This window comes from Aeromonas sp. 600948, assembly GCF_049174875.1.
GTDB classification, from domain to species: Bacteria; Pseudomonadota; Gammaproteobacteria; order Enterobacterales; family Aeromonadaceae; genus Aeromonas; species Aeromonas veronii_A.
The window spans coordinates 143,961-164,625 of the sequence record NZ_JAAKTY010000003.1 but is presented as its reverse complement, the minus strand read 5'-3'; the positions used below and the strand labels follow the sequence as shown (position 1 = coordinate 164,625).

General features: G+C 52.2%; 15 protein-coding genes. 6 read left to right on the top strand and 9 right to left on the bottom strand.

From position 1 onward, the window contains the following. Window positions 1-38: 38 nt before the first annotated feature. Both dnaK and grpE read right to left on the bottom strand, forming a co-directional pair. Complete coding sequence (gene dnaK / locus G5182_RS03870; RefSeq protein WP_216979160.1) at window positions 39-1,967, bottom strand: molecular chaperone DnaK; 1,929 nt, start codon at window positions 1,965-1,967, stop codon at window positions 39-41. A 297-nt stretch (window positions 1,968-2,264) separates the two neighbouring features. Further along, window positions 2,265-2,840 (bottom strand): nucleotide exchange factor GrpE, encoded by a 576-nt coding sequence (gene grpE, locus G5182_RS03865; protein ID WP_005338036.1) that lies wholly within the window; start codon window positions 2,838-2,840, stop codon window positions 2,265-2,267. Between the two features lie 291 nt (window positions 2,841-3,131). On the opposite strand from grpE, the gene nadK reads away from it, so the two are divergent. The 6 genes from nadK (at window position 3,132) to G5182_RS03835 (ending at window position 11,875) form a co-directional block, all read left to right on the top strand. Further along, window positions 3,132-4,016 carry an NAD(+) kinase gene (gene nadK, locus G5182_RS03860; protein WP_005338038.1) on the top strand — a complete coding sequence of 295 codons (885 nt, stop codon included), beginning with the start codon at window positions 3,132-3,134 and terminating at the stop codon, window positions 4,014-4,016. A gap of 231 nt (window positions 4,017-4,247) precedes the next feature. After that, entirely contained in the window at window positions 4,248-5,912 is a 1,665-nt protein-coding gene (gene recN, locus G5182_RS03855) for a DNA repair protein RecN (RefSeq protein WP_227340913.1), read from the top strand. 321 nt (window positions 5,913-6,233) lie between these two features. Next, entirely contained in the window at window positions 6,234-7,124 is an 891-nt protein-coding gene (locus G5182_RS03850; protein WP_227340914.1) for a manganese-dependent inorganic pyrophosphatase, read from the top strand. A gap of 250 nt (window positions 7,125-7,374) precedes the next feature. Beyond that, window positions 7,375-8,538: a macrolide transporter subunit MacA gene (gene macA / locus G5182_RS03845; RefSeq protein WP_227340915.1), complete on the top strand. Its 1,164-nt coding sequence runs from the start codon at window positions 7,375-7,377 to the stop codon at window positions 8,536-8,538. Continuing rightward, window positions 8,535-10,508: a MacB family efflux pump subunit gene (locus G5182_RS03840; protein ID WP_227340916.1), complete on the top strand. Its 1,974-nt coding sequence runs from the start codon at window positions 8,535-8,537 to the stop codon at window positions 10,506-10,508. Before macA ends, G5182_RS03840 begins: the two co-directional genes overlap by 4 nt. Window positions 10,509-10,510: 2 nt before the next feature. Then, entirely contained in the window at window positions 10,511-11,875 is a 1,365-nt protein-coding gene (locus G5182_RS03835; protein ID WP_227340917.1) for an efflux transporter outer membrane subunit, read from the top strand. A 597-nt stretch (window positions 11,876-12,472) separates the two neighbouring features. Here the strand turns inward: G5182_RS03835 and G5182_RS03830 are convergent. The 7 genes from G5182_RS03830 to G5182_RS03800 all read right to left on the bottom strand — a co-directional run bounded on the left by G5182_RS03830 (window position 12,473) and on the right by G5182_RS03800 (window position 20,648). Continuing rightward, window positions 12,473-12,883, bottom strand: coding sequence for an H-NS family nucleoid-associated regulatory protein (locus G5182_RS03830; protein WP_216954269.1), 411 nt, complete (start codon window positions 12,881-12,883; stop codon window positions 12,473-12,475). 462 nt (window positions 12,884-13,345) lie between these two features. Further along, window positions 13,346-15,073 carry a PglL family O-oligosaccharyltransferase gene (locus G5182_RS03825; RefSeq protein ID WP_227340918.1) on the bottom strand — a complete coding sequence of 576 codons (1,728 nt, stop codon included), beginning with the start codon at window positions 15,071-15,073 and terminating at the stop codon, window positions 13,346-13,348. 17 nt (window positions 15,074-15,090) lie between these two features. Beyond that, window positions 15,091-16,371 carry a sugar transferase gene (locus tag G5182_RS03820; protein ID WP_421171998.1) on the bottom strand — a complete coding sequence of 427 codons (1,281 nt, stop codon included), beginning with the start codon at window positions 16,369-16,371 and terminating at the stop codon, window positions 15,091-15,093. 18 nt (window positions 16,372-16,389) lie between these two features. Beyond that, complete coding sequence (locus G5182_RS03815; RefSeq protein WP_227340920.1) at window positions 16,390-17,523, bottom strand: glycosyltransferase family 4 protein; 1,134 nt, start codon at window positions 17,521-17,523, stop codon at window positions 16,390-16,392. Beyond that, the gene (locus G5182_RS03810; protein WP_227340921.1) at window positions 17,520-18,614 is read right to left on the bottom strand and encodes a glycosyltransferase; all 1,095 of its coding nucleotides are present in this window, start codon (window positions 18,612-18,614) and stop codon (window positions 17,520-17,522) included. The genes G5182_RS03815 and G5182_RS03810 overlap by 4 nt, the downstream gene beginning before the upstream one ends. A 1-nt stretch (window position 18,615) precedes the next feature. After that, a complete protein-coding gene (locus G5182_RS03805) occupies window positions 18,616-19,383 on the bottom strand; it encodes a glycosyltransferase family A protein (RefSeq protein WP_235699308.1) in 768 nt (255 codons plus the stop codon). Window positions 19,384-19,391: 8 nt separating this feature from the next. Then, complete coding sequence (locus G5182_RS03800) at window positions 19,392-20,648, bottom strand: lipopolysaccharide biosynthesis protein (protein WP_227340923.1); 1,257 nt, start codon at window positions 20,646-20,648, stop codon at window positions 19,392-19,394. Between the last annotated feature and the right edge of the window lie 17 nt (window positions 20,649-20,665).

Sequence of the window (20,665 nt, the reverse complement as noted above, 5' to 3'; positions counted from 1 at the left end):
CCGATGAGCGAAGCCTGCTTCGCCCATCTGGGTCGGGCTTACTTCTTGTCGTCTTTCACTTCTTCGAACTCGGCGTCGACAACGTCGTCGTCAGCCTTGGCAGAAGAGGAGGACTGACCGGCATCAGCACCGGCTGCACCCTGGGCCTGAGCCTGCTGCTGGGCAATCTCCATCAGCTTCTGGGACGCTTCCAGCAGAGCCTGCTGTTTGGCTTCGATAGCAGCCTTGTCGTCACCCTTGATGGCGGTTTCCAGCTCGCTCAGAGCGGCTTCGATCTTGGTCTTGTCGTCGGCAGGCAGGGCTTCACCGGCTTCGGTGATCTGCTTGCGTACGGAGTGGACCAGACCATCAGCCTGGTTGCGAGCCTGTACCAGCTCTTCAAACTTCTTGTCCTCGGCCGCGTTGGCTTCGGCTTCGCGTACCATACGTTCGATCTCCTCATCAGACAGGCCAGAGGAGGCCTGGATGGTGATCTTCTGCTCTTTGTTGGTCTCTTTGTCCTTCGCAGAGACGTGCAGGATACCGTTGGCATCGATGTCGAAGGTCACTTCGATCTGCGGCAGACCACGCGGAGCCGGACGGATGCCTTCCAGGTTGAACTGGCCCAGAGACTTGTTGTCGCTGGCGCGCTTGCGCTCACCCTGCAGCACGTGAATGGTCACGGCAGACTGGTTGTCTTCGGCAGTGGAGAACACCTGGGACTTCTTGGTCGGGATGGTGGTGTTCTTCTCGATCAACGCAGTCATCACGCTGCCCATGGTTTCGATACCCAGAGAGAGCGGGGTAACGTCCAGCAGCAGTACGTCGGTCTTGTCACCGGACAGTACGGCCCCCTGGATGGCAGCACCCATGGCCACGGCTTCGTCCGGGTTGACGTCTTTACGCGGCTCTTTGCCAAAGAACTCGGCAACGGTCTTCTGAACCAGTGGCATACGGGTCTGACCACCAACCAGAATCACGTCGTCGATCTCGCCAACTGCCAGACCGGAGTCTTTCAGGGCGACACGAACCGGCTCCAGAGAATCTTTCACCATGTCTTCTACCAGGGATTCCAGCTTGGCGCGGGTCACCTTGATGTTCATGTGCTTCGGACCGGTGGCATCTGCAGTGATGTACGGCAGGTTGACGTCGGTCTGCTGGGCAGAAGATAGCTCGATCTTGGCCTTCTCGGCGGCATCTTTCAGACGCTGCAGAGCCAGCTGGTCGTTGCGCAGGTCGATACCCTGCTCACGCTTGAACTCGTCTACCAGATAGTTGATGACGCGGTTGTCAAAGTCTTCACCACCCAGGTGGGTGTTACCGTTGGTCGCCAGTACTTCGAAGGTGGTTTCACCTTCCACTTCGTCGATCTCGATGATGGAGATATCGAAAGTACCACCACCCAGGTCATATACGGCAACCTTGCGCTCGCCCTTGACCTTGTTTACGCCATAGGCGAAAGCAGCTGCAGTCGGTTCGTTGATGATGCGTTTTACATCCAGACCAGCGATGCGACCGGCATCCTTGGTAGCCTGACGCTGGGCGTCGTTGAAGTAGGCCGGAACAGTGATAACGGCTTCGGTGACCGGCTCACCCAGGTAGTCTTCGGCGGTCTTCTTCATCTTTTTCAGCACTTCGGCAGAGATCTGCGGCGGTGCCATTTTCTTGCCCTTCACTTCAACCCAGGCGTCACCGTTGTCAGCTTTGGCAATGGCGTACGGCATGATTTTCAGGTCACGCTGCACTTCTTCATCTTCAAAACGACGACCGATCAGACGCTTGATGGCGAACAGGGTGTTTTTCGGGTTGGTGATTGCCTGACGCTTGGCCGGCTGACCAACCAGGATCTCGCCATCATCGGCATAGGCAATGATGGACGGAGTAGTACGATCGCCTTCTGCGTTCTCGATCACGCGAGCAGTGTCGCCATCCAGAATAGCGACGCAGGAGTTGGTAGTACCCAGGTCAATACCGATGATTTTACCCATTTGACGAATCTCCAAATACTTTGAATAAACTGGCGAGGAACTCGCCTTAATGCGTTAACGGCTAGGTGGGGGCTGCCAATCTGGCTTTCAAGCTCCCGGCATCAAATTTTTTGTGCCGCCGCGGCCTTGCTATCTATATGGGGTCGCCAGACGCAGCTTCAAGCCCCAACCTAAAAAAACCACACCCTTTGTCATGGTTGCGCGATCACGTTGAGCCGTAAACCGGGCAAGATGAACAGGTGCTGCACTGCGAAACAAAAAGCCCGCCACAGGGCGGGCTCGGGCACCCACAGCCAATCAGTCGACCGCTTTGGCGATCATCACCATGGCCGGACGGATCACCCGACCGTTGAGGTCATAGCCCTTCTGCATCACTGCAATGACGGTGTTCGGGGCCACATCGGCACTCGGCACCATGCTCATCGCCTGATGGGCGTTGGGGTCAAACGGCTGGTTGATCGGGTCGAGCGCTACCAGACCAAACTTGGCCACGCCGCTCTGCATGGATTTCAGGGTCAGCTCGACACCTTCGATCATCGGCTTGAGGGCTTCGTTCTCCTTGTCGGCCAGTTCGATGGCTCGCTCAAGGTTGTCCAGCACCGGCAGCAGTTCATTGGCGAACTTCTCCAGAGCGAACTTGTGCGCCTTCTCCACATCCAGCTCGGTACGACGACGCAGGTTCTCCATCTCGGCGGCGGTACGCAGGGCGCGTTCACGCTCTTCCGCCGCTTTTTGGATGGCGGTTTCCAGCTGCGCTTCCAGTTCGGCAATGCGGGCCTGCTCGGCTGTCACTTCACTGTCTACATCGGTCGGCTCGACTGGCTGGGCTTCCACTTGCTCCATCGCTTCAACCTTTTGCTCTTCGTGGTTCATGACATCTCCAATTCCGGGGTTACTTATGAGGGCCCTGACGTCTGGTTGAGCGACCGGACGACAACAGACCGACTATGTTGGCGCTATTATGGGGATGCATCCCCGGCTTTCAAGGGGTAAAGGGCAATCTGGGTTGCTGAATAGCCGCAACCGTCGGTTTATCCGGGTTACCGCTCATCGTTTAACCAGTAGCCTCAAGGGGATAGCCAGCTCCGTCACACGGGAGAGCGTCACAAGCGGAGCAAAGCACTGTATACTGGCCCGCAATACCCATCCCAGATCTGACTGACTATGGATTCTCCGTTCAAAACCATCGCCCTGATTGGCAAACCCCACCATGAGGGGGCCAACCAGACGCTGACCGGCCTGCATCAATACCTGACCGCCCGCGGCTTTCGGGTACTGGTGGAGAGCCGGGTCGCCCAGACCCTGAGCATCCTCGATGAAAACGTGATGGATCTGGTACAACTGGGCCAGCAGGCCGATCTCGCCATCGTGGTCGGCGGTGACGGCAACATGCTGGGGGCGGCGCGAGTGCTGTCACGCTTCGATGTAGCAGTGATCGGGGTCAACCGGGGTAACCTCGGCTTTCTGACCGATCTCTCGCCGCAGGATTACCTGCTGCCATTGGAGCAGGTGCTCTCCGGCCACTACAAGAGCGAACACCGCTTCCTGCTTGAGGCCTCGGTCTATCGCCACGGCGAGCGCAAGTCGAGTAATCTTGCGGTCAACGAGGCGGTGCTGCACCCGGGCAAGATCGCCCATATGATCGAGTTCGAGGTCTATATCGATGGCAGCTTTATGTATAGCCAGCGTTCGGACGGCATCATCGTCGCCACACCGACCGGCTCGACCGCCTACTCCCTGTCAGCAGGTGGCGCCATCCTCACCCCCAAGCTCAACGCCATCACGCTGGTGCCAATGTTCCCGCATACCCTCAGCAGTCGCCCCATCGTGCTCGATGCCGACAGCGAAGTGCGGCTGCTGGTCTCGCCGGACAATCAGGACGATGCCATGCAGGTGAGCTGTGACGGCCAGGTGACGCTGGCGGTCCACCCGGGGGACGAGATCCTGATCAAGAAGAGCCACCACCAGCTTCATCTGGTGCATCCCCTCGACTACAGCTATTTCCATGTGCTGCGCAACAAGCTCGGCTGGGGCAGCAAGCTGTTCTAATCAGCTTTGACCGACAACGGCATTACCAGAGAAGGGCGCCTGAATTGGCGCCCTTCTCTTTTCTTTCATTGCAACTTCCCCTGCACCCTCATATCAGTACCGCATTTTCATAGCCATGGCGCACTGGCGCGGCTTTCCTGTGTTAAAAATGGCGGCGCCCTCTTTACTGTATATAAGACCAGTATATACTGGATGCATACACAGTAATGTTGACCTATACAGGATGAGACCATGCTGACCCAGCTGACCGTCAACAACTTCGCCATCGTCAAGTTTCTCGAACTCGATCTGCAACCGGGCATGACCTGCATCACAGGTGAGACCGGTGCCGGTAAATCCATCGCCATCGATGCTCTCGGTCTCTGCCTCGGAGAGCGGGCCGAAGCCGGCATGGTGCGACCCGATAGCGACAAAAGCGAGGTCAGCGCCCGCTTCCTGCTGGACAACAACCCGGCCGCCCGCGCCTGGCTCGCCACCAACGAACTGGAAAACGAAGGGGAGTGTATCGTGCGGCGAGTCATCTCCGCCGAGGGTCGCTCACGCAGCTATATCAACGGCGTGCCCGTCCCCCTCACCCAGCTCAAGAATCTGGGTCAGCTGCTGGTCAACGTACACGGTCAGCATGCCCACCAGATGCTGCTCAAACCCGACTACCAGCTCGCCCTGCTCGACGGCTACGCCGGCCACCATCTGCTGCTCGATGAGGTGCGCCAGCACTATCAGCAGTGGCGTCAACTACAAAACGAGCTGAACCGGCTCAAGGCCGAGCAGCAGCAGCGGGAAGCCCGCCGCCAGCTGATCGAGTATCAGGTGCAAGAGCTGGACGAATTTGCCCTGCAGCCGGGGGAGTTTGAAGAAATAGAAGAGGAGCACCAGCGTCTGGCCAACGGCACAGAGCTGATGCAAGAGTGCGGGGCTTGCCTCGACCTGCTCTATGACAACGAAGAGACCACTATCGCTGGGCTGCTGCAATCAGCCGTCGATCGGGCCGAGGGGCTGGTCAGCATGGACAGCCGCCTCACCCCGGTACTGGAGATGCTGAACGAAGCACTGATCGGGGTGCAGGAGAGCCACAGCGAGCTGCGCAGCTATCTCGATCGGCTGGAGCTGGATCCCGAGCGGTTCAACGAGCTGGAAGCTCGCCTCTCCAAGGCGATCAATCTGGCCCGCAAGCACCACGTCAAACCGGCAGATCTGGCTCAGTACCATCAGGAGCTGGCCTCTGATCTTGCTCGCCTCAACTCCGATGAAGAGCGGTTAGAGGGGATGGAAGATGAGCTGGCCGAGGCCCGTCAGGCTTTTGTCCAGGCCGCCGAAGCCCTGAGTCAGAGCCGTCAGCGTTACGCCCAGGAGCTGGGCGCCAAGGTAACCAGCAGCATGCACGAACTGGCGATGCCCGATGGCCGCTTTGCCATCGAGGTGCGCCCCGATGCCCAGAGCAGCCTCTCTCCGCTGGGTATAGATCGGGTGGAATTTATGGTCACCACCAACCCTGGCCAACCGATCCAGCCGCTTGGCAAGGTGGCCTCAGGCGGTGAACTGTCGCGCATCAGTCTCGCCATCGTGGTGATCAGCGCCCGCAAGGTCTCAACCCCGACTCTGATTTTCGACGAAGTGGATGTGGGGATCAGCGGCCCGACTGCCGCCGTGGTGGGTCGCCTGCTGCGCCAGCTCGGGGAGTCCACTCAGGTGATGGTGGTCACTCACTTGCCTCAGGTGGCAGGCAACGGCCACCAGCATATGGTGGTGAGCAAGCATACCGATGGCAAAACCACCGAAACTCGGATGGATTCGCTCGACCAGAATGCCCGCCTCAATGAGCTGGCACGTCTGCTCGGTGGCGACCAGATCACCGACAACACCCTGGCCAATGCTCGCGAGCTGCTGCGCCGTTGAATCAGGCCAAAACGCCGATTTGCAGCGATGGCGACTGACAGGGCTGACCGAACATGCTGACTGCGCAGGCACAGGAGAGAGCTATGGCCTGCGCAGTCAGTAATAGCCAATAGCCAATAGCCAATAGCCAATAGCCAATAGCCAATAGCCAATAGCCAACTGTGAGCACCGAACTCACGTCAGGATTACCGACCCAGATCAATAAAATGGCGAGTTAGGCGAAGCTGGCAGCAACATGAGCGTGGATCCGGTTGCCTTCATGTAGCGGATTTCGCATAGTGTTGCCCCCCTTTATGGGTATCCAATTGTGAGGCTTTGTCTATGATCCACGTTTTTGGTCACAAGAATCCTGATAGCGACAGTATCTGCAGTGCGCTGGTTATCACCGACTGGCTCAATGGCCAGGGCCGTCAGGCCACCCCATGGCGTCTGGGTGACCTGCGCACCGAAACCCGTTTTATTCTGGAGCAGGCTGGCGTCAGCGAACCCGAGTTGCTGACCAAAGATATGACCGGTGAAAATGTCTGGCTGGTGGATTTCAGTGATCTGGAACAGGGCCCTGCCACACTGGCACAAGCCAATGTACTGGGCCTGGTGGATCACCACCGTCTCGGCACTCTGGTCACCCAATCTCCGCTGGATGCGTGGATCCGGGCCGTCGGCTGCACCTGCACCATCGCCTTCGATCTGCTGAGCCAGCAAGGTACCGTGACCCGCAGCCAGGCTCGCCTGATGCTGGGTGCCATCATGAGCGACACCCTCTGTCTCACCTCGCCCACCACCACCGAGCAGGACAAGATCGCCTGCGAGCGTCTTGCACCGCTGGCCGAGGTGTCGCTGGCCGAGTTTGGTCAACAGCTGCTGATGGCGAAAACCGATCTGAGCGGCCTCACTCCTGCGCAGTTGCTGCAGCAGGATGAGAAAGCGTTCCAGGCGGAAGGTTGCAACTTCATCATGAGCCAGATCGAAGTGGGCAGCGAGCAGCAGCTGGCCGAGCACCTGCCAGCCCTACAGCAGGAGATGGCCCAGCGCGTGGCGAGTGAAGGGCTCGACTTCTTCGTGTTGATGGTGACTGACCTGACTGCGGCTGCCAGCCGTATCTACTTTACCGAGCACGCCAAAGTACCGGCAGAGTCCAGCTACCACCCGGGCTTTGTCAGCCGCAAGAAGCAGGGTCTGCCCTGGGTAATGGATCTGCTGGCCAAGGCCTGATCCTCACTCGCCATTACCTATTCCAAAGCCCTGCCTCTGCGCAGGGCTTTATCATCGCCACCGCCAGCCGCACTCCCCACCCTCTTGCTGACCATCTTGCTCACCACTGCGGTCTCTCGCTTACTCCTTTCACGGCTTATTGACAGTTAACGCCATAACTTTGCTTACATATTTGCGGCTGTTATTTATCAGGGCTTTGCTGCAGGATAATCGCCGCGCACAACCTTTTCCGTTTCCATTCAGGTGATCGATGAACATAACCCCCAAGCAGAGAACCCTGGCCATCACCATGCTGATCGCCATGGTGCTCCTCGGCTGGCTGCTCTGGCCCAGTCAACCACCCAAGGCGATGCTGACCGCTCAAGTGACCCGCGAGGATATCGCCCAGACCGTACTGGCCAGTGGCGTGCTGCAGGCCGTGGAGCAGGTGGATGTGGGGGCCCAGGTCTCCGGTCAGGTTACCAAGCTGGCCGTCGAGGCCGGAGATCAGGTCAAGCAGGGAGACCTGCTGGCCGAGATCGATCCCCTGATTGCCCAGAACAACCTCAAGACGGCCGAGGCGGAACTTGCCAGCAACCGCGCCCAGCTCAAGATCAAGCAGGCACAACTCAAACAGAACGAGCTCGCCTGGCGGCGCCAGCAGCAGATGTTCAAGCAGGAGGCGAGCTCAAGGGCCGATCTGGAGAGTGCCGAGGCACTGCTGGCGGTCACCCGCGCCGAACTACAAAATAGCCAGGCCAATATCGACAACGCCCTGATCAAGGTTGATCGGGCCAAGACCGAGCTGGGCTACACCAAGATCCTGGCGCCGATGGATGGCACCGTTATCAGCATTGTGACCCGTCAGGGCCAAACCCTGGCAGCCAGCCAGACGGTGCCGACCGTGCTCAAGCTGGCCAACCTCGAGACTATGACGGTCAAGGCGCAGATCTCCGAAGCTGATGTCACCAAGGTCAAAGCTGGCATGCCAGTCTACTTCACCCTCATTGGCGATCCGGATACCCGCTATCAAGGTACGCTTCGCGCCGTGGAGTTAGCGCCCACCAACATCAACGATCAGGCCACCACCGGCACCACCACCAGCAATGCGGCTGTCTACTACTACGCCCTGTTCGATGTACCCAATCCCGACCATACCCTGCGGGTCGCAATGACCACCCAGGTGACCATTGTGCTCGGCGAGCGCAAGCAGGTGCTCACTGTGCCGCAAACCGCCCTCGGCAAGTCGCTGGGTGACAACGAGTATGAAGTCACCGTGATCAAGGACGATGAGACAACCGAAACCCGTCATATCAAGACCGGTATGAAGGACGAGATCCGCATTGAGGTGATCAGCGGGCTGAGTGAGAAGGAGGAGGTGCAGCTCAATCACAGTGCCCCCGCCGACAATGATGAGATGGCGGTGATGCTATGAGTGAGCCCCTGAACCAGCTGCCGTTGATCCAGCTGAAAGGGGTCGAGCGACGCTACCAGAGCGGCGACAGCGAAGTCACCGTGCTCCACCCTCTTGACCTCACCATCACGGCAGGAGAGATGATCGCCATTGTCGGCGCGTCCGGCTCCGGCAAGTCGACCCTGATGAACCTGCTGGGTTGTCTCGATAGCCCGAGCGGCGGCCAGTATCTGTTTCGCGGTCAAGACACCGCCACCATGGATGCGTTGGCGCTGGCCCGGCTGCGCTGCCACCACTTCGGTTTTATCTTTCAGCGCTACCACCTGCTGCCCCATCTCGATGCCGCCGCCAACGTGGAGATCCCGGCCGTCTATGCCGGCACCAGCCGCCCGGATCGCCAGGCACGTGCGCGTCAGCTGCTGGGCAGACTGGGACTGGCCGATCGCAGTCACCATACCCCGGGCCAGCTCTCCGGCGGTCAGCAGCAGCGGGTCAGTATCGCCCGGGCGCTGGCCAATGGCGGCGAAGTGATCCTCGCCGATGAACCGACCGGCGCACTGGATAGCCAGAGCGGCAAGGAGGTGATGGCGATCCTCAAGGAGCTGCATGCTCAGGGCCACACCATCATTCTGGTCACCCACGATATGAACGTGGCCAGCCATGCCGACCGGATCATCACTCTCAAGGATGGTCGGATTGAACAAGATAGCGGCCCCTGCCAAACGGCCGTGTTGGCTCCAGCCACCGCTGTAGCCTCTCAAAAAGTAGCGCCCACTACAGGCGCCATGGGTCACGACTGGGATCGTTATCGGGAAGCGGGACGGATGGCGATGCATGCCATGCTCGCCCACCGGATGCGCACCTTCCTCACCATGCTCGGCATCATCATCGGCATCGCCGCCGTGGTGAGCGTGGTTGCTCTTGGTCAGGGCGCGCGCGCCAAGGTGATCGACCAGATCAATGCGATGGGCACCAACACCATCGAAATCTTCCCGGGTAAAGGATGGGGCGATGAGAAGATGGCCAGCATCCAGACCCTCAACAAGGGGGATCTCGATGCCCTGTTGGGGCAACCCTATCTTGCGGGCGCCAGCCCCGAGATAGGCAGCTCAGGCCAGTTGCGCTATCGCAACAAGACCAACAGCGGCAACGTGACCGGGGTCGGTAACGACTATTTCAAGGTGAAGGGGATGACGCTGGTCAGTGGTCGCTTACTGGAGTGGCAAGATATCCAGCAGCGTGCCGCCGTCGCCGTAGTGGACAAGAAGAGCATCACCAGCCTGCTTGGCAAGGAGGATCCGGTCGGCAAGGTGGTACTGGTCGGCACCTTGCCGGTGCGGATTGTCGGTGTGGTCTCGCAGGAGACCGGCTTTGGCCCCACCAGCCAGTCGGTCAATATCTGGCTACCCTACAGCGCGGTGATGAGTCGCCTCATCTCGCAGCACCACTTCAGCCAGATCACCATCCGGGTCAAAGACGGGGTACAACCAGCACTGGCCGAGCAGGCGGTGATCGAGCTGATCACCAAGCGCCACGGGGTGAAGGATTTCTTCACCTTCAGCAGCGACAGCATCATCAAATCGGTGGAAAAAACCACCGCCACCATGACCCTGATGGTCTCGGCCATCGCGGTGATCTCGCTGATCGTCGGCGGGGTGGGCGTGATGAACATCATGCTGGTGTCGGTGGTCGAGCGCACCCGCGAGATCGGCATTCGCATGGCCGTGGGCGCCCGCCAGTCGGATATCCTGCAGCAATTCCTGATTGAAGCTGTGATGGTGAGCCTGCTGGGGGGGATATTTGGCGTCGGCATCTCGCTCGGTATTGGCGCGCTCTTTTCACTGCTGGTGGACTCCATCAAGATGCAGTTCTCGCTCTTCTCCATCCTGATGGCCTTTGGCTGCTCGTCACTCATCGGGATCCTGTTTGGTTACTTGCCGGCACGCAATGCGGCGCGGCTCGACCCTGTTGTCGCACTGGCGAGGGAATAACAATGTACAAACTCTCCTGGCTGGCTCTCTGCATGGCCCTCAGCGGCTGTAGTCAGCACAGCAGCTATCAAAGACCCGAGCTGGCGATCGCCCCTGCATGGCAACAGGCCGAGGGCGCCCAACTGGCTGCGCAGGCTGGCCTCTGGTGGCGGGAATTTCATGATCCCCAACTCGACAAATTGGTCGAGGCGGTTCTAGCCGCCAACCCGGACATGCATGTGGCGGCCCTCAAGCTCAAAAGCGCCAGACTGGGCGCCGAGCAGGCCGATACCAACCTCACCCCCTCGGTCAATGGCACTATCGCAGCCAGTGGCAACAAGGATCTGAAAAGCGGCAAAGGCACCAACAGTCTGGGCCCCTCGCTGAGCCTCAGTTACGAAGTGGATTTGTGGGGCAAGCTTGCCTCGGTGCGAGATCAGGCAAGCTGGGAGGCGGCGGCAAGCGAGCAGGATCTCGCCAGCACCCGACTCCTGCTGATTGGCAATACTCTGGAGCAGTATTGGCAGCTCGGCTATCTCGGCTCTGCCATCACACTCGGAGAACAGCAGCTGGCCAACCTGACGCGAACCGAGCTGCTGACCCAAACCAAATACCAGGCAGGCGCCATCACCCGACTCGATCTGGCGCAGGCACGCCAGCAACTGGCAGGCAAGCAGGCTGAGCTGGCCTCCCTCAAGGCGCAGCAGGAACAGGCTCGCAATGCCCTGCTTCTGTTGCTGGGCCGCAGCAGCGGGCCGCTGGAGTATGCACCCGCTTCCCTTGCAAAGCAGGCCATTCCTGAACTTGCGGTGGGTATTCCGGCCGATGTGCTGGCCCGCCGCCCCGATGTCAAAGCGGCCGAATTGCGGCTGAGCAAGACGCTGGCTAAAGGGGATGAGATCCGCACCAGCTTCTACCCCAGCCTGACCCTGACCGGCAGCGCCAGCACCGCATCCGATAGATTGGCGCAAGTGCTGCAAAATCCGGTTGGTACGCTGGGAGCCAGCCTTGCCCTCCCCTTCCTTGAATACAACCGCACCCAGCTCGCCATTGAAAGCTCGGAGCTGGATTACCAGATCGCCGAAACCGAGTTTCGCAAGCAGCTCTACACTGCACTGGTGGAAGTGGAAGACAATCTGGCCGCCCGCCACTATGGCCAGCAGCGACTCGATTATCTGCAGGAACAGCTGAGTTATGCCCGGGAGGCCGAACGACTGGCCAAGGCTCGCTTCCAGGCGGGTGCGACCGGTGTACAGGCTTGGCTTGATGAGCAGAACCGACTGTGGGATGCCCAGCAGAGCCTGCTGGCACAGCAAAAAGAGCAGCTCACCACCACAGCCAAAATCTATCGCGCCCTGGGTGGCAGCGATAGCGTGACGCCCCGATAGCGCTTCACCTGGCTATCCCCCACTCTGCCTACAGAGTGGGGAATATCATCGCCATAGACCATACAGAATTTCCTCTCCCACACGGCAGCCGAACTCCATTGCCCATCATCAGGGGCAGGTATGGCAGCGCAGCCAATTACATGCATCGGCGACCCTGAATATACCGGCCATACCTTGCGGCTCTCTCTATACCTAACGCTCCCTGACCGGAGATAACGATTACCGGATATTCCATCAGCAGAGAGCTCTACTCTTGCCGAGCGACGCACCGTGAATCGTGAATCGTGAATCGTGAATCGTGAATCGTGAATCGTGAATCGTGAATCGTGAATCGTGAATCGTGAGAAACATATCCGAAGCTCGTATCAGCACAACGCATACAAATAGCGATATCGCGTTGGTGAGCCACAGGACAAAATTAATCGTAAACAACGAATGATATTGAGTAAAGGAACTGCGGGTAAGGCGAGAGAGAAAGGATACAAACGAGGAATGCAGATAACAATGAGGTGGAAATACTGGTTGGATAACCACGAGTAAAACGGCAAAAATAATGCCGCCCGAGGGCGGCATTATTCAATCTCTGAACCTGACGAATTAGATCAGGAAATCGTTCAGGTCTTTACCCAATGCTACTTGAGCAGCAATGGCTTTCGGCATACGGCCTTGACCGGTCCAGGTTTTTTCCTGGCCATCTTCTTCGTACTTGTATTTAGCCGGACGCGGAGCTCGCTTGCTCTTGGCAGCGCCAGTTGCAGCAGCCGGAGCAGCGGCAGTCGCCAGTAGCTCACGAGGATCAATACCAGCCTGCTGCAGCATTTCGGTGAATTCATTCAGCTTGCGCTGACGCTCTTCCTGTTCAGCACGCTCCTGTTCAACAGAATCGGCGCGCTCTTGGTAAACCAGGTCAAACTTCTCTTTAGCTTCCAGCAGTTGCTCAAACGGCAGCTCACGAACAGCCGCACGCAGACTGCGAATGTTCAGCAGAACTTTCAGAAACTCGTTCATTATTTCCTCACAAAAAGTCGGTCACAGGGATTACCGTGTCAGAATAGCATGGACAATTGATAACAACATACCGTTTTCTGTATTTACACTCCTTTTTTTTTATTTTTCACTCACCATACTCTCTTGACGCGAAGCGTGATAACAAATCAATGCTCAGTTGTGATTGCTATACAATCTGACAGATGATGATCTCAGATATTACAGGGCTCATTAATATCCCACTACATGCAGTCAGAAGATTCTCTTTATAGTGACACCCGATATGCCCTCCCCCCCGCCCAGTTACCCATCAAGCAAGGTGAAATAAAAAAGCCACAAAGCAATTCCTCAGCAACGACGACTTAAAAAGCCATAATTTTTATCCATAAAAATCAAGAGCTTACAACACCAATCCATATATCTAAAGACAAATAAACAATCTGTTTTTTAACATAACCGATCTTACCCGGTTGTTAAATTACGCTAATTTGCGCGAGCATTACTTTGTGCAGATTGATCAACACCACTGATCACCGGTATAGCTACAGAGCCACTCAGCAGAGGTTCCGCAGGATAGAGTCTGAGCGCTTCCAGACGCATCGCATCGGCTGCCTCTTTGCGACCCAGAGCGTTAAGTGCTGTCACCATATTGGCGTATATATTAGCTCGTGGTGTATGAAGTACGAAGTCCTGCCCCCACTCCAGATAAGCTTCCAGTTCAGCCTTGTTGTTTGTCTGCAAACCGACCATCAGACGAACCGAGTTCACATCAAATTCAACTCGTGTCAGCCATGCCATAGGATTGATAATCTCCAGCAAGAGCGTCGGCTCCTTATAACCTCCCCGCTCGTATTTGGTGACGACCCAGGCAGTATGAAGGGCTGTCATCATAAATGGGACAACCAATAGAGGGATAGCTATTGCCATAAATCGGAGCAACAACCAGGGGCGATACTCAATGTCCAACCACGATGGGCTACCGCAACTCACGAAACGGGTTTCTTCAATCTCGGTGTCAACGACATAGATCAGCGTCAGCAACAACCACCACAACACGATTGCATGGTAAAGGGGATATTCCGTCTGAGTATGGAGCAATATCGGTGTCACCAGGGCAAGCAGTGCCATGGCATTTACCCAACGCACCTTCGTCAGGCACCACAATAATGCGCCCCCCATGATCACCATACCAACCATGGGAGCCACCCCTCCCTCAACAGCCCAATAAAGGAATTCGTTGTGGGGATGGTCAAGATTGTACTCAATCTGCACCATAGATGGATTCAGCGCCTTATCAGCCATGTAGTGATGGAGAAAAACAGATTCAAAACTGCCGTATCCCCAACCACTCCATGGTGCTTCGGCAATCAGCTTGGCTGCATAAGGCCAATAAATAGATCGCATACCACCAGATTGATAAATCTCCAACCCGCGCTTTGCTCCTGCCATCCAGTACTGTGATAGCAGGCCAAGGGCCACCGCAAAAATAACCAGCGCCAACATACGCCATAGCAATCGATGGCGATGGAGTTGCGGTATCAATAAAAACAGAGCTAGCAGACCGCCAAGTTGACCCACTCGGGATTGCAAAACAACCAGCAACAGTGTTGCTGATAGAATGACGCCATAGCGCAGAGCCATCAGCAAACGACCACCCTCTCGGCGTAATTCCAGCCAGATAGCAAGGGCAAGACCAGTTGCCATAAAGGTTGCCATCACGTTTGGCTGTTGAAAGATCCCGTAAGGACGATTGGTTTTAGTGTCGTAGCCAATCCAGTTACCGGGTGTCAACAGATAGAACTGTATCAGACCGAGCAAAGCCTCCATCGCGATCGCTATCAGGACGATATATAGCAAGCGATCTCGCTGCAACCGATTGAAGCGCCATTGATAGAGCCCGAATAAAAACAGCAGACCAGCAAAAAGCCCCAATAATCTGGGAATGGCATAATCCCTGAGTGCAAAACCTGGATAGAACATCGGCAGCAGTAGCAAGAGTGCCCCTATCCATAAGCCCGCTTGTAATGGAGAAAAGAGCAGACGCTGGCGTAACGTCACTTGCCACAATCCTAATCCAATAGCCAGCGAGGCAAACACCCATCCCCATGCGTTAAAGGGCAGATATAGCCCTGCTCCTCCCGGGTTGTGCATAAAAAAATGCACTCCAAGTAACCAGTATAATGAAGATAAAATCCAATACAAGCTGCTCATATATTATTTCCGTATACTCAACGAGCCCCAAACCCTGTCAGCATTGTTTTAATAGTTTTGATTACTATTAATAGATCAAGCCAAAGCGAAAAGTTTCTAATATAATAAAAATCATATTCTAATTTTATACGAGTACTATCTGTATCAGCTGAGTAGCCATGCATCACCTGAGCCCATCCACTTATACCAGGACGAACCATATGACGATACATATAGAATGGTAATTCAGACTCAAACCTCTCCACAAAAAAACGCTGTTCAGGCCGTGGACCAATCAAGCTCATATCCCCTTTAAGAACATTAAAGAATTGCGGGAGCTCATCAATTCTATATTTACGAATAAAATGACCAACACGAGTAATCCGTTTGTCAACCTCCTGAGCAAAATATGCATTGTCTGATGATGAACTGTCATGCATACTACGAAATTTATATATTACAAAATCTTTATTACCCAGCCCAACTCTCTTTTGCTTAAAGAAAACAGGGCCAGGGCTTTCCAGCTTTATTAATATTGCTGTTATAAGTAACACCGGCATAAAAAAGGGGAGTGCAATTATAACAACCAAAAGATCAGCTAGTCTTTTTAAAAAGAAATAAAACAACGAGGGAATAGCGGAACCCAAGTCATTTTCATATAATTGCTCAACGCTCACTCGGCCTGTTAATGATGCATATATAGTTTTGCTGTGATAGATTGGTATCCCTAACAAAACGAAATCAGTTAATAACCTTTGCCATTCACTCGTCAAATCAGATGAGTGAAAGTCAGCAACTACGGCATTACCACAAAACAGAGAAAAATCGGGTTTGTGAAGAATATTCCATTCAACAGCAGTCAAGGCACACAGTTTCTGATAATTACCAACCGGGATGATAGAATACTTAACCTTGCCAGATCGTGCCCCTAAGTAATAAATAAGCCAGCAAGATACTAAAACCAATATATACGAGCTTATAATTACTGGCCTACTATACTCAAGACGAAACAGCAGCAACACACCGAATAATATTCCATACACAGCGGTTACTGTTGGAATCATATAAGATAAAGCATTAACTCCAGGATAGCAAAGCACTCGACTCAGAAAAAAACCAGCAGTAATACATGTTATAAAGATTCCTAAAAGTGAATTTATTTTTACATCATCAAGGAAATTCCAAAAGTCCTCGCCCCAAAACAAAAATGCAGGTAATAATGTTGATACCAAGGATGTAAAAAAGAACATTATTGTATAATTAAACCGTACAAGGTCATACCAACGACCACCATATGGATAATAGCTATTATTTATCATGAAAAACTCATTCAGTTATCAACCACAGGGCTGAGCGCCATCGATATGCTGAGCCAATATGTCAAAATATATGCCAATGATTTTTTTCTCATCGAATCTGGCACTAACTAATTGCCTCCCAGCATTACCCATCAAGGTTCTTTGAGCTGTAGTCATTCGTATGAATGTCATCATCGCATCAGCCAATGATGAAACATTTCTAGCTTGACAGAGTAACCCGGTTTTCTCATGTAGCAGTACATCTCTACATCCAGGAACATCGGTAACAATAATTGGCTTTGCCATTGCAGCAGCTTCGATCATAGTTCTTGGCAATCCTTCGCGATAAGAAGGTAACACAATACAATCACTTTCCATTATGATAGGCCTAACATCATGTGTAGTACCGAGATATTCCAGCACACCGTCATTGATCCATTCATGCAACTGTGCATATCCGATCGCTCGTGGGTTATCAGCCTGAACATCGCCTAGCAATTTAAACTTTATGTTTGGATGACGAATATGAATCTGCTTTGCGGCTGCTACATATTCTCCAATCCCCTTATCCCATAACAACCGCGCAATGAGCAAAAAACTAACCGAGTCATCTTCAGCAAATTTTTCTGAAGGATAAAAAAAACTCAAATCAACGCCCTCGCCAGGCAGTAACAGAGTCTTTCTTTTATCTACCAACTGTCTTGATACAAATTCAAGGCGATCATCTTCATTTAAGAAAATGACTAGCTTAGGATATTTAAAAGCGAATTTATAAAGCAACCTTACTACTTTGGGCACCCAACCATCATTCATAAAGGCATATCCTAACCCAGTGGTTATAGCCAAGGCAGGTGTGCGACAAAGATGTGCAGCAAAAGAACCATATATATTTGGTTTTACCGTATAATGGATAATTAAATCCGCATTAATTTTTCTATATATTCTTACGAAATCAAATATTAATTTTAGTTCAACAATTGGATTGACTCCTTTAGGGGATAGTGCCAACGGTATAAATGAACACCCCAAATCACAGAGCGAAAAAACTGTATTATCAGGTGGAGCAACAATGGTTATGCGATATCCATGTTGTATAAGTGCAGATAATAATCCGCGGCGAAAATTCCACATTGACCACGCTGTATTGCTCACCATACAAAGATGTTTGCTCATGTGTAGTCCTGGTACAAATTTAACCAACGCAGACAGATAGTCTCTATTGAATAATGGCTAATAACCCGAATCCGAGCCTCCCTAGTCATCACCTCTCTCTCAAGCGGCGAAAGCATCATAGCCTGCTCAATCGCGGTAAATAGCTGCTGACTATTTTTAGAGGGGACAAGCAATCCAGCAGAGCCAACCACTTCCCTCACTCCACCACAATCGGTGGCAACCACTACCCGCTCAGTAGCCATAGCCTCAGCCACAACTAAACCAAACCCCTCCCAAGCTGATGACAACACAAATATATCTGCTGCACTCATCCAATCTTCAACATCATAGCGCAGCCCCAAGAAATGAACTCGCTCGCTAATCCCTTGTGCGCTAGCGATTGTGGTTAAGTATTCTTTTTCCTCACCCTCACCTATGATGACCAACTTAACATTATTGGATCTCGAAGATAACATCGCAAATGCAACAAGCAAATTTGTATAGTCCTTGGCAGCGGTCAGTCTGCCTACTGAAATTAACAATATGTTATTGTCATCAATCCCAAGCTGAGAGCGTAATTTATTTCTGACTGTGGCGTTAAAATAAAAACGCTCCGTATCAATACCATTATACATGACTTTCATTCGCCCGGCAGATACCGCACCTTGTTTAATAAAAGCCTCAACAGCTTCTTGGCTTACGTTTGTGTTAAGATCACATAACCTTTCGGTAAGCCGGTATGCCAATATCCGCCACCCTCTTCCCTCATTAACACTATGTGCAGAGCAGATAAGCTTCGGAAATGATACAAATAATCGTAATAACCGAGCAAAAATATTTGCATGCACCATATGGCTATGCACCACATCCGGTTTATATTGATTAAGTAACCTGATCGCCTGCCAGTATGCTTTGAAAACACTAAATGGAGTTTTCCTCATCTGCAGTGAAACGATGTTTGCTGCAGTCGAATGTGGGCGATTGCTAATTTCACCGGTCATCGAGATAATTAATATATGGTGGCCCAACCTAATAAATTGATCTGCCAAATCGCACACTTGTCGTTCAGCGCCCCCCATACCAAGGCCTGTGATTACCATCGCAATTTTCATGCTATCTCTTCAACCAACAGTAAAGAATGCACTGGAGACTTCTGACACATGCTTTGACCTTGCCGAACAATCGAGTATCTCGGATCACCTGGTCTCGATAAAACAAACCAAAACCACATGGATTACTTCTTAGATTTTTTTTAAAATTTGAGGTGTAGCCATCAGGAAGATATTCACACAAGTATATTACTTGGTCTACATAAAAAACTATCTTACCTATATCGGCAATTCTATTCCATATATATAACTCTGGTACAAACTTTTCGCCCGGGAACTGAGGAAAAGGAAACTCACGCATAACATTAGTGCGAAAAACATAAGCCAAGTCACCTTGTAATATATGCCCTGCCATGATGGGCTGCATTACCATTGACTTGCTCCATGCGGTGTCGGAGATACCAATTATATGACCAGATAATGTTGCTCTTCTAAAACACATCCCAACAAATTCCGAGCTAATATGATTCATAACATCATATAGCTTGGCAACAGCATCACCAGTTAATAAGTCATCACTATCCACAATGATAATCCAATCACCGGTCGCATGAACCACACCTTCATTTATAGCGCGATGCTTCCCTCCATTTTCTTTATAAAAATAATTGATTGGAAAGTCAGATTTAACTCTATAATCAAAAATAAGCTCGGCGGTACCATCAGTGCTACCGTCATCGATTACGAGCCATTCAAAGTCCCGCCTTGTCTGCTGACACAAACTGTCATACAACCTTGGTAAAACATATGCTCTGTTATAAGTTGGCGTCATTATTGTTATCATTGCACGACCTTACACACGCAACCTTTATATTGATGAATGAAGTATATCGACATCGTCGCAGCCATCATCAAAAAAGCATTAGTTATGTAAACGATGTAAATGTCACCGGAACGAAATACTTTTAGCAACAGCCAATAGTTGAATATGCTTATAATTAATAGAAAGAACCACTTGCACATTATCAAAAAATATTTTTTGTCACGGTATAATCGTTGCATTAAAACGCTATCCACAGCGAAAAAAGAAAGCGCAGGCAACATCATAATGGCTAAATCTGCTGCTAACTCATAATCTTTTCCAAAGATAAAATAGACAATTTCATGTAGCCATAACCAACCCATTAATTGCAAGATACATGCAACTAATAACAGCCCTAAACAAACCGTATGTATTTTTTTTACTCTGCGCCCATATAACATCATTGGGGCTATAGACTGCACAACTATACCAAGTACAAGTACGCCCTGCTCTAGCATTTGACTAGCCACACCATACATGGCTAGTTGTTCATACCCTAAGTAATGCTCGATGAAAAAGCGATCAATCCTCATATAAATCAGCATCAGCATTAATGGAACCCAGAGCGCCCCACCTCGACTTAACATTACCACTGCCACTTTTTTATGCCAGTCCCAGATGCCACCTCTAAAATAAATAACACAACTCAGTGACATAGCTAAAAACATTGCTTCTATTGCCCTGCTTGAATAGATGATGAAATAAGATGAAAGTAAAAAAGCGAGGCTTACCAAAAGCACCCTTAATAATAAAATTGCAAGACGAATCGCTACAACAACACCTATATTTGTGGTGGCTTGATAGTAGTTGGCTATTACTGAAAATGGTTCATTAAAAATGAGCGCCAGCGCCAATAGCATTAGCATTAATCTTACATCTTGATCTGCGACAATAAAATTTGCGTAGATTAATGTGACAAGCAAAGCAACCAAAGCGAAAAGTAGACGAAAAACAAATACTGAAGATAGTATCTTCCAACGCAAATGAGGATGCCGAACTAATGCCGGAACAACAACTTCCGAGCCGGCAATCAATGTAACTGATGACAATAAAATGACGGCATTAAGCGAATATAGCCATTTCCCATATAATGACACACCGAGTAGATGACTAATTACCCCCTCGCAAAAAAAAACCAACCCAATGGTCACCATTTTTTCAAATAATAGAATACTAACATTAGTAATAATTGCGGCATATTCTCGATAAAATGCCACAACCAGGCCTAATCGCATCCAAGTTGCCTCATTAT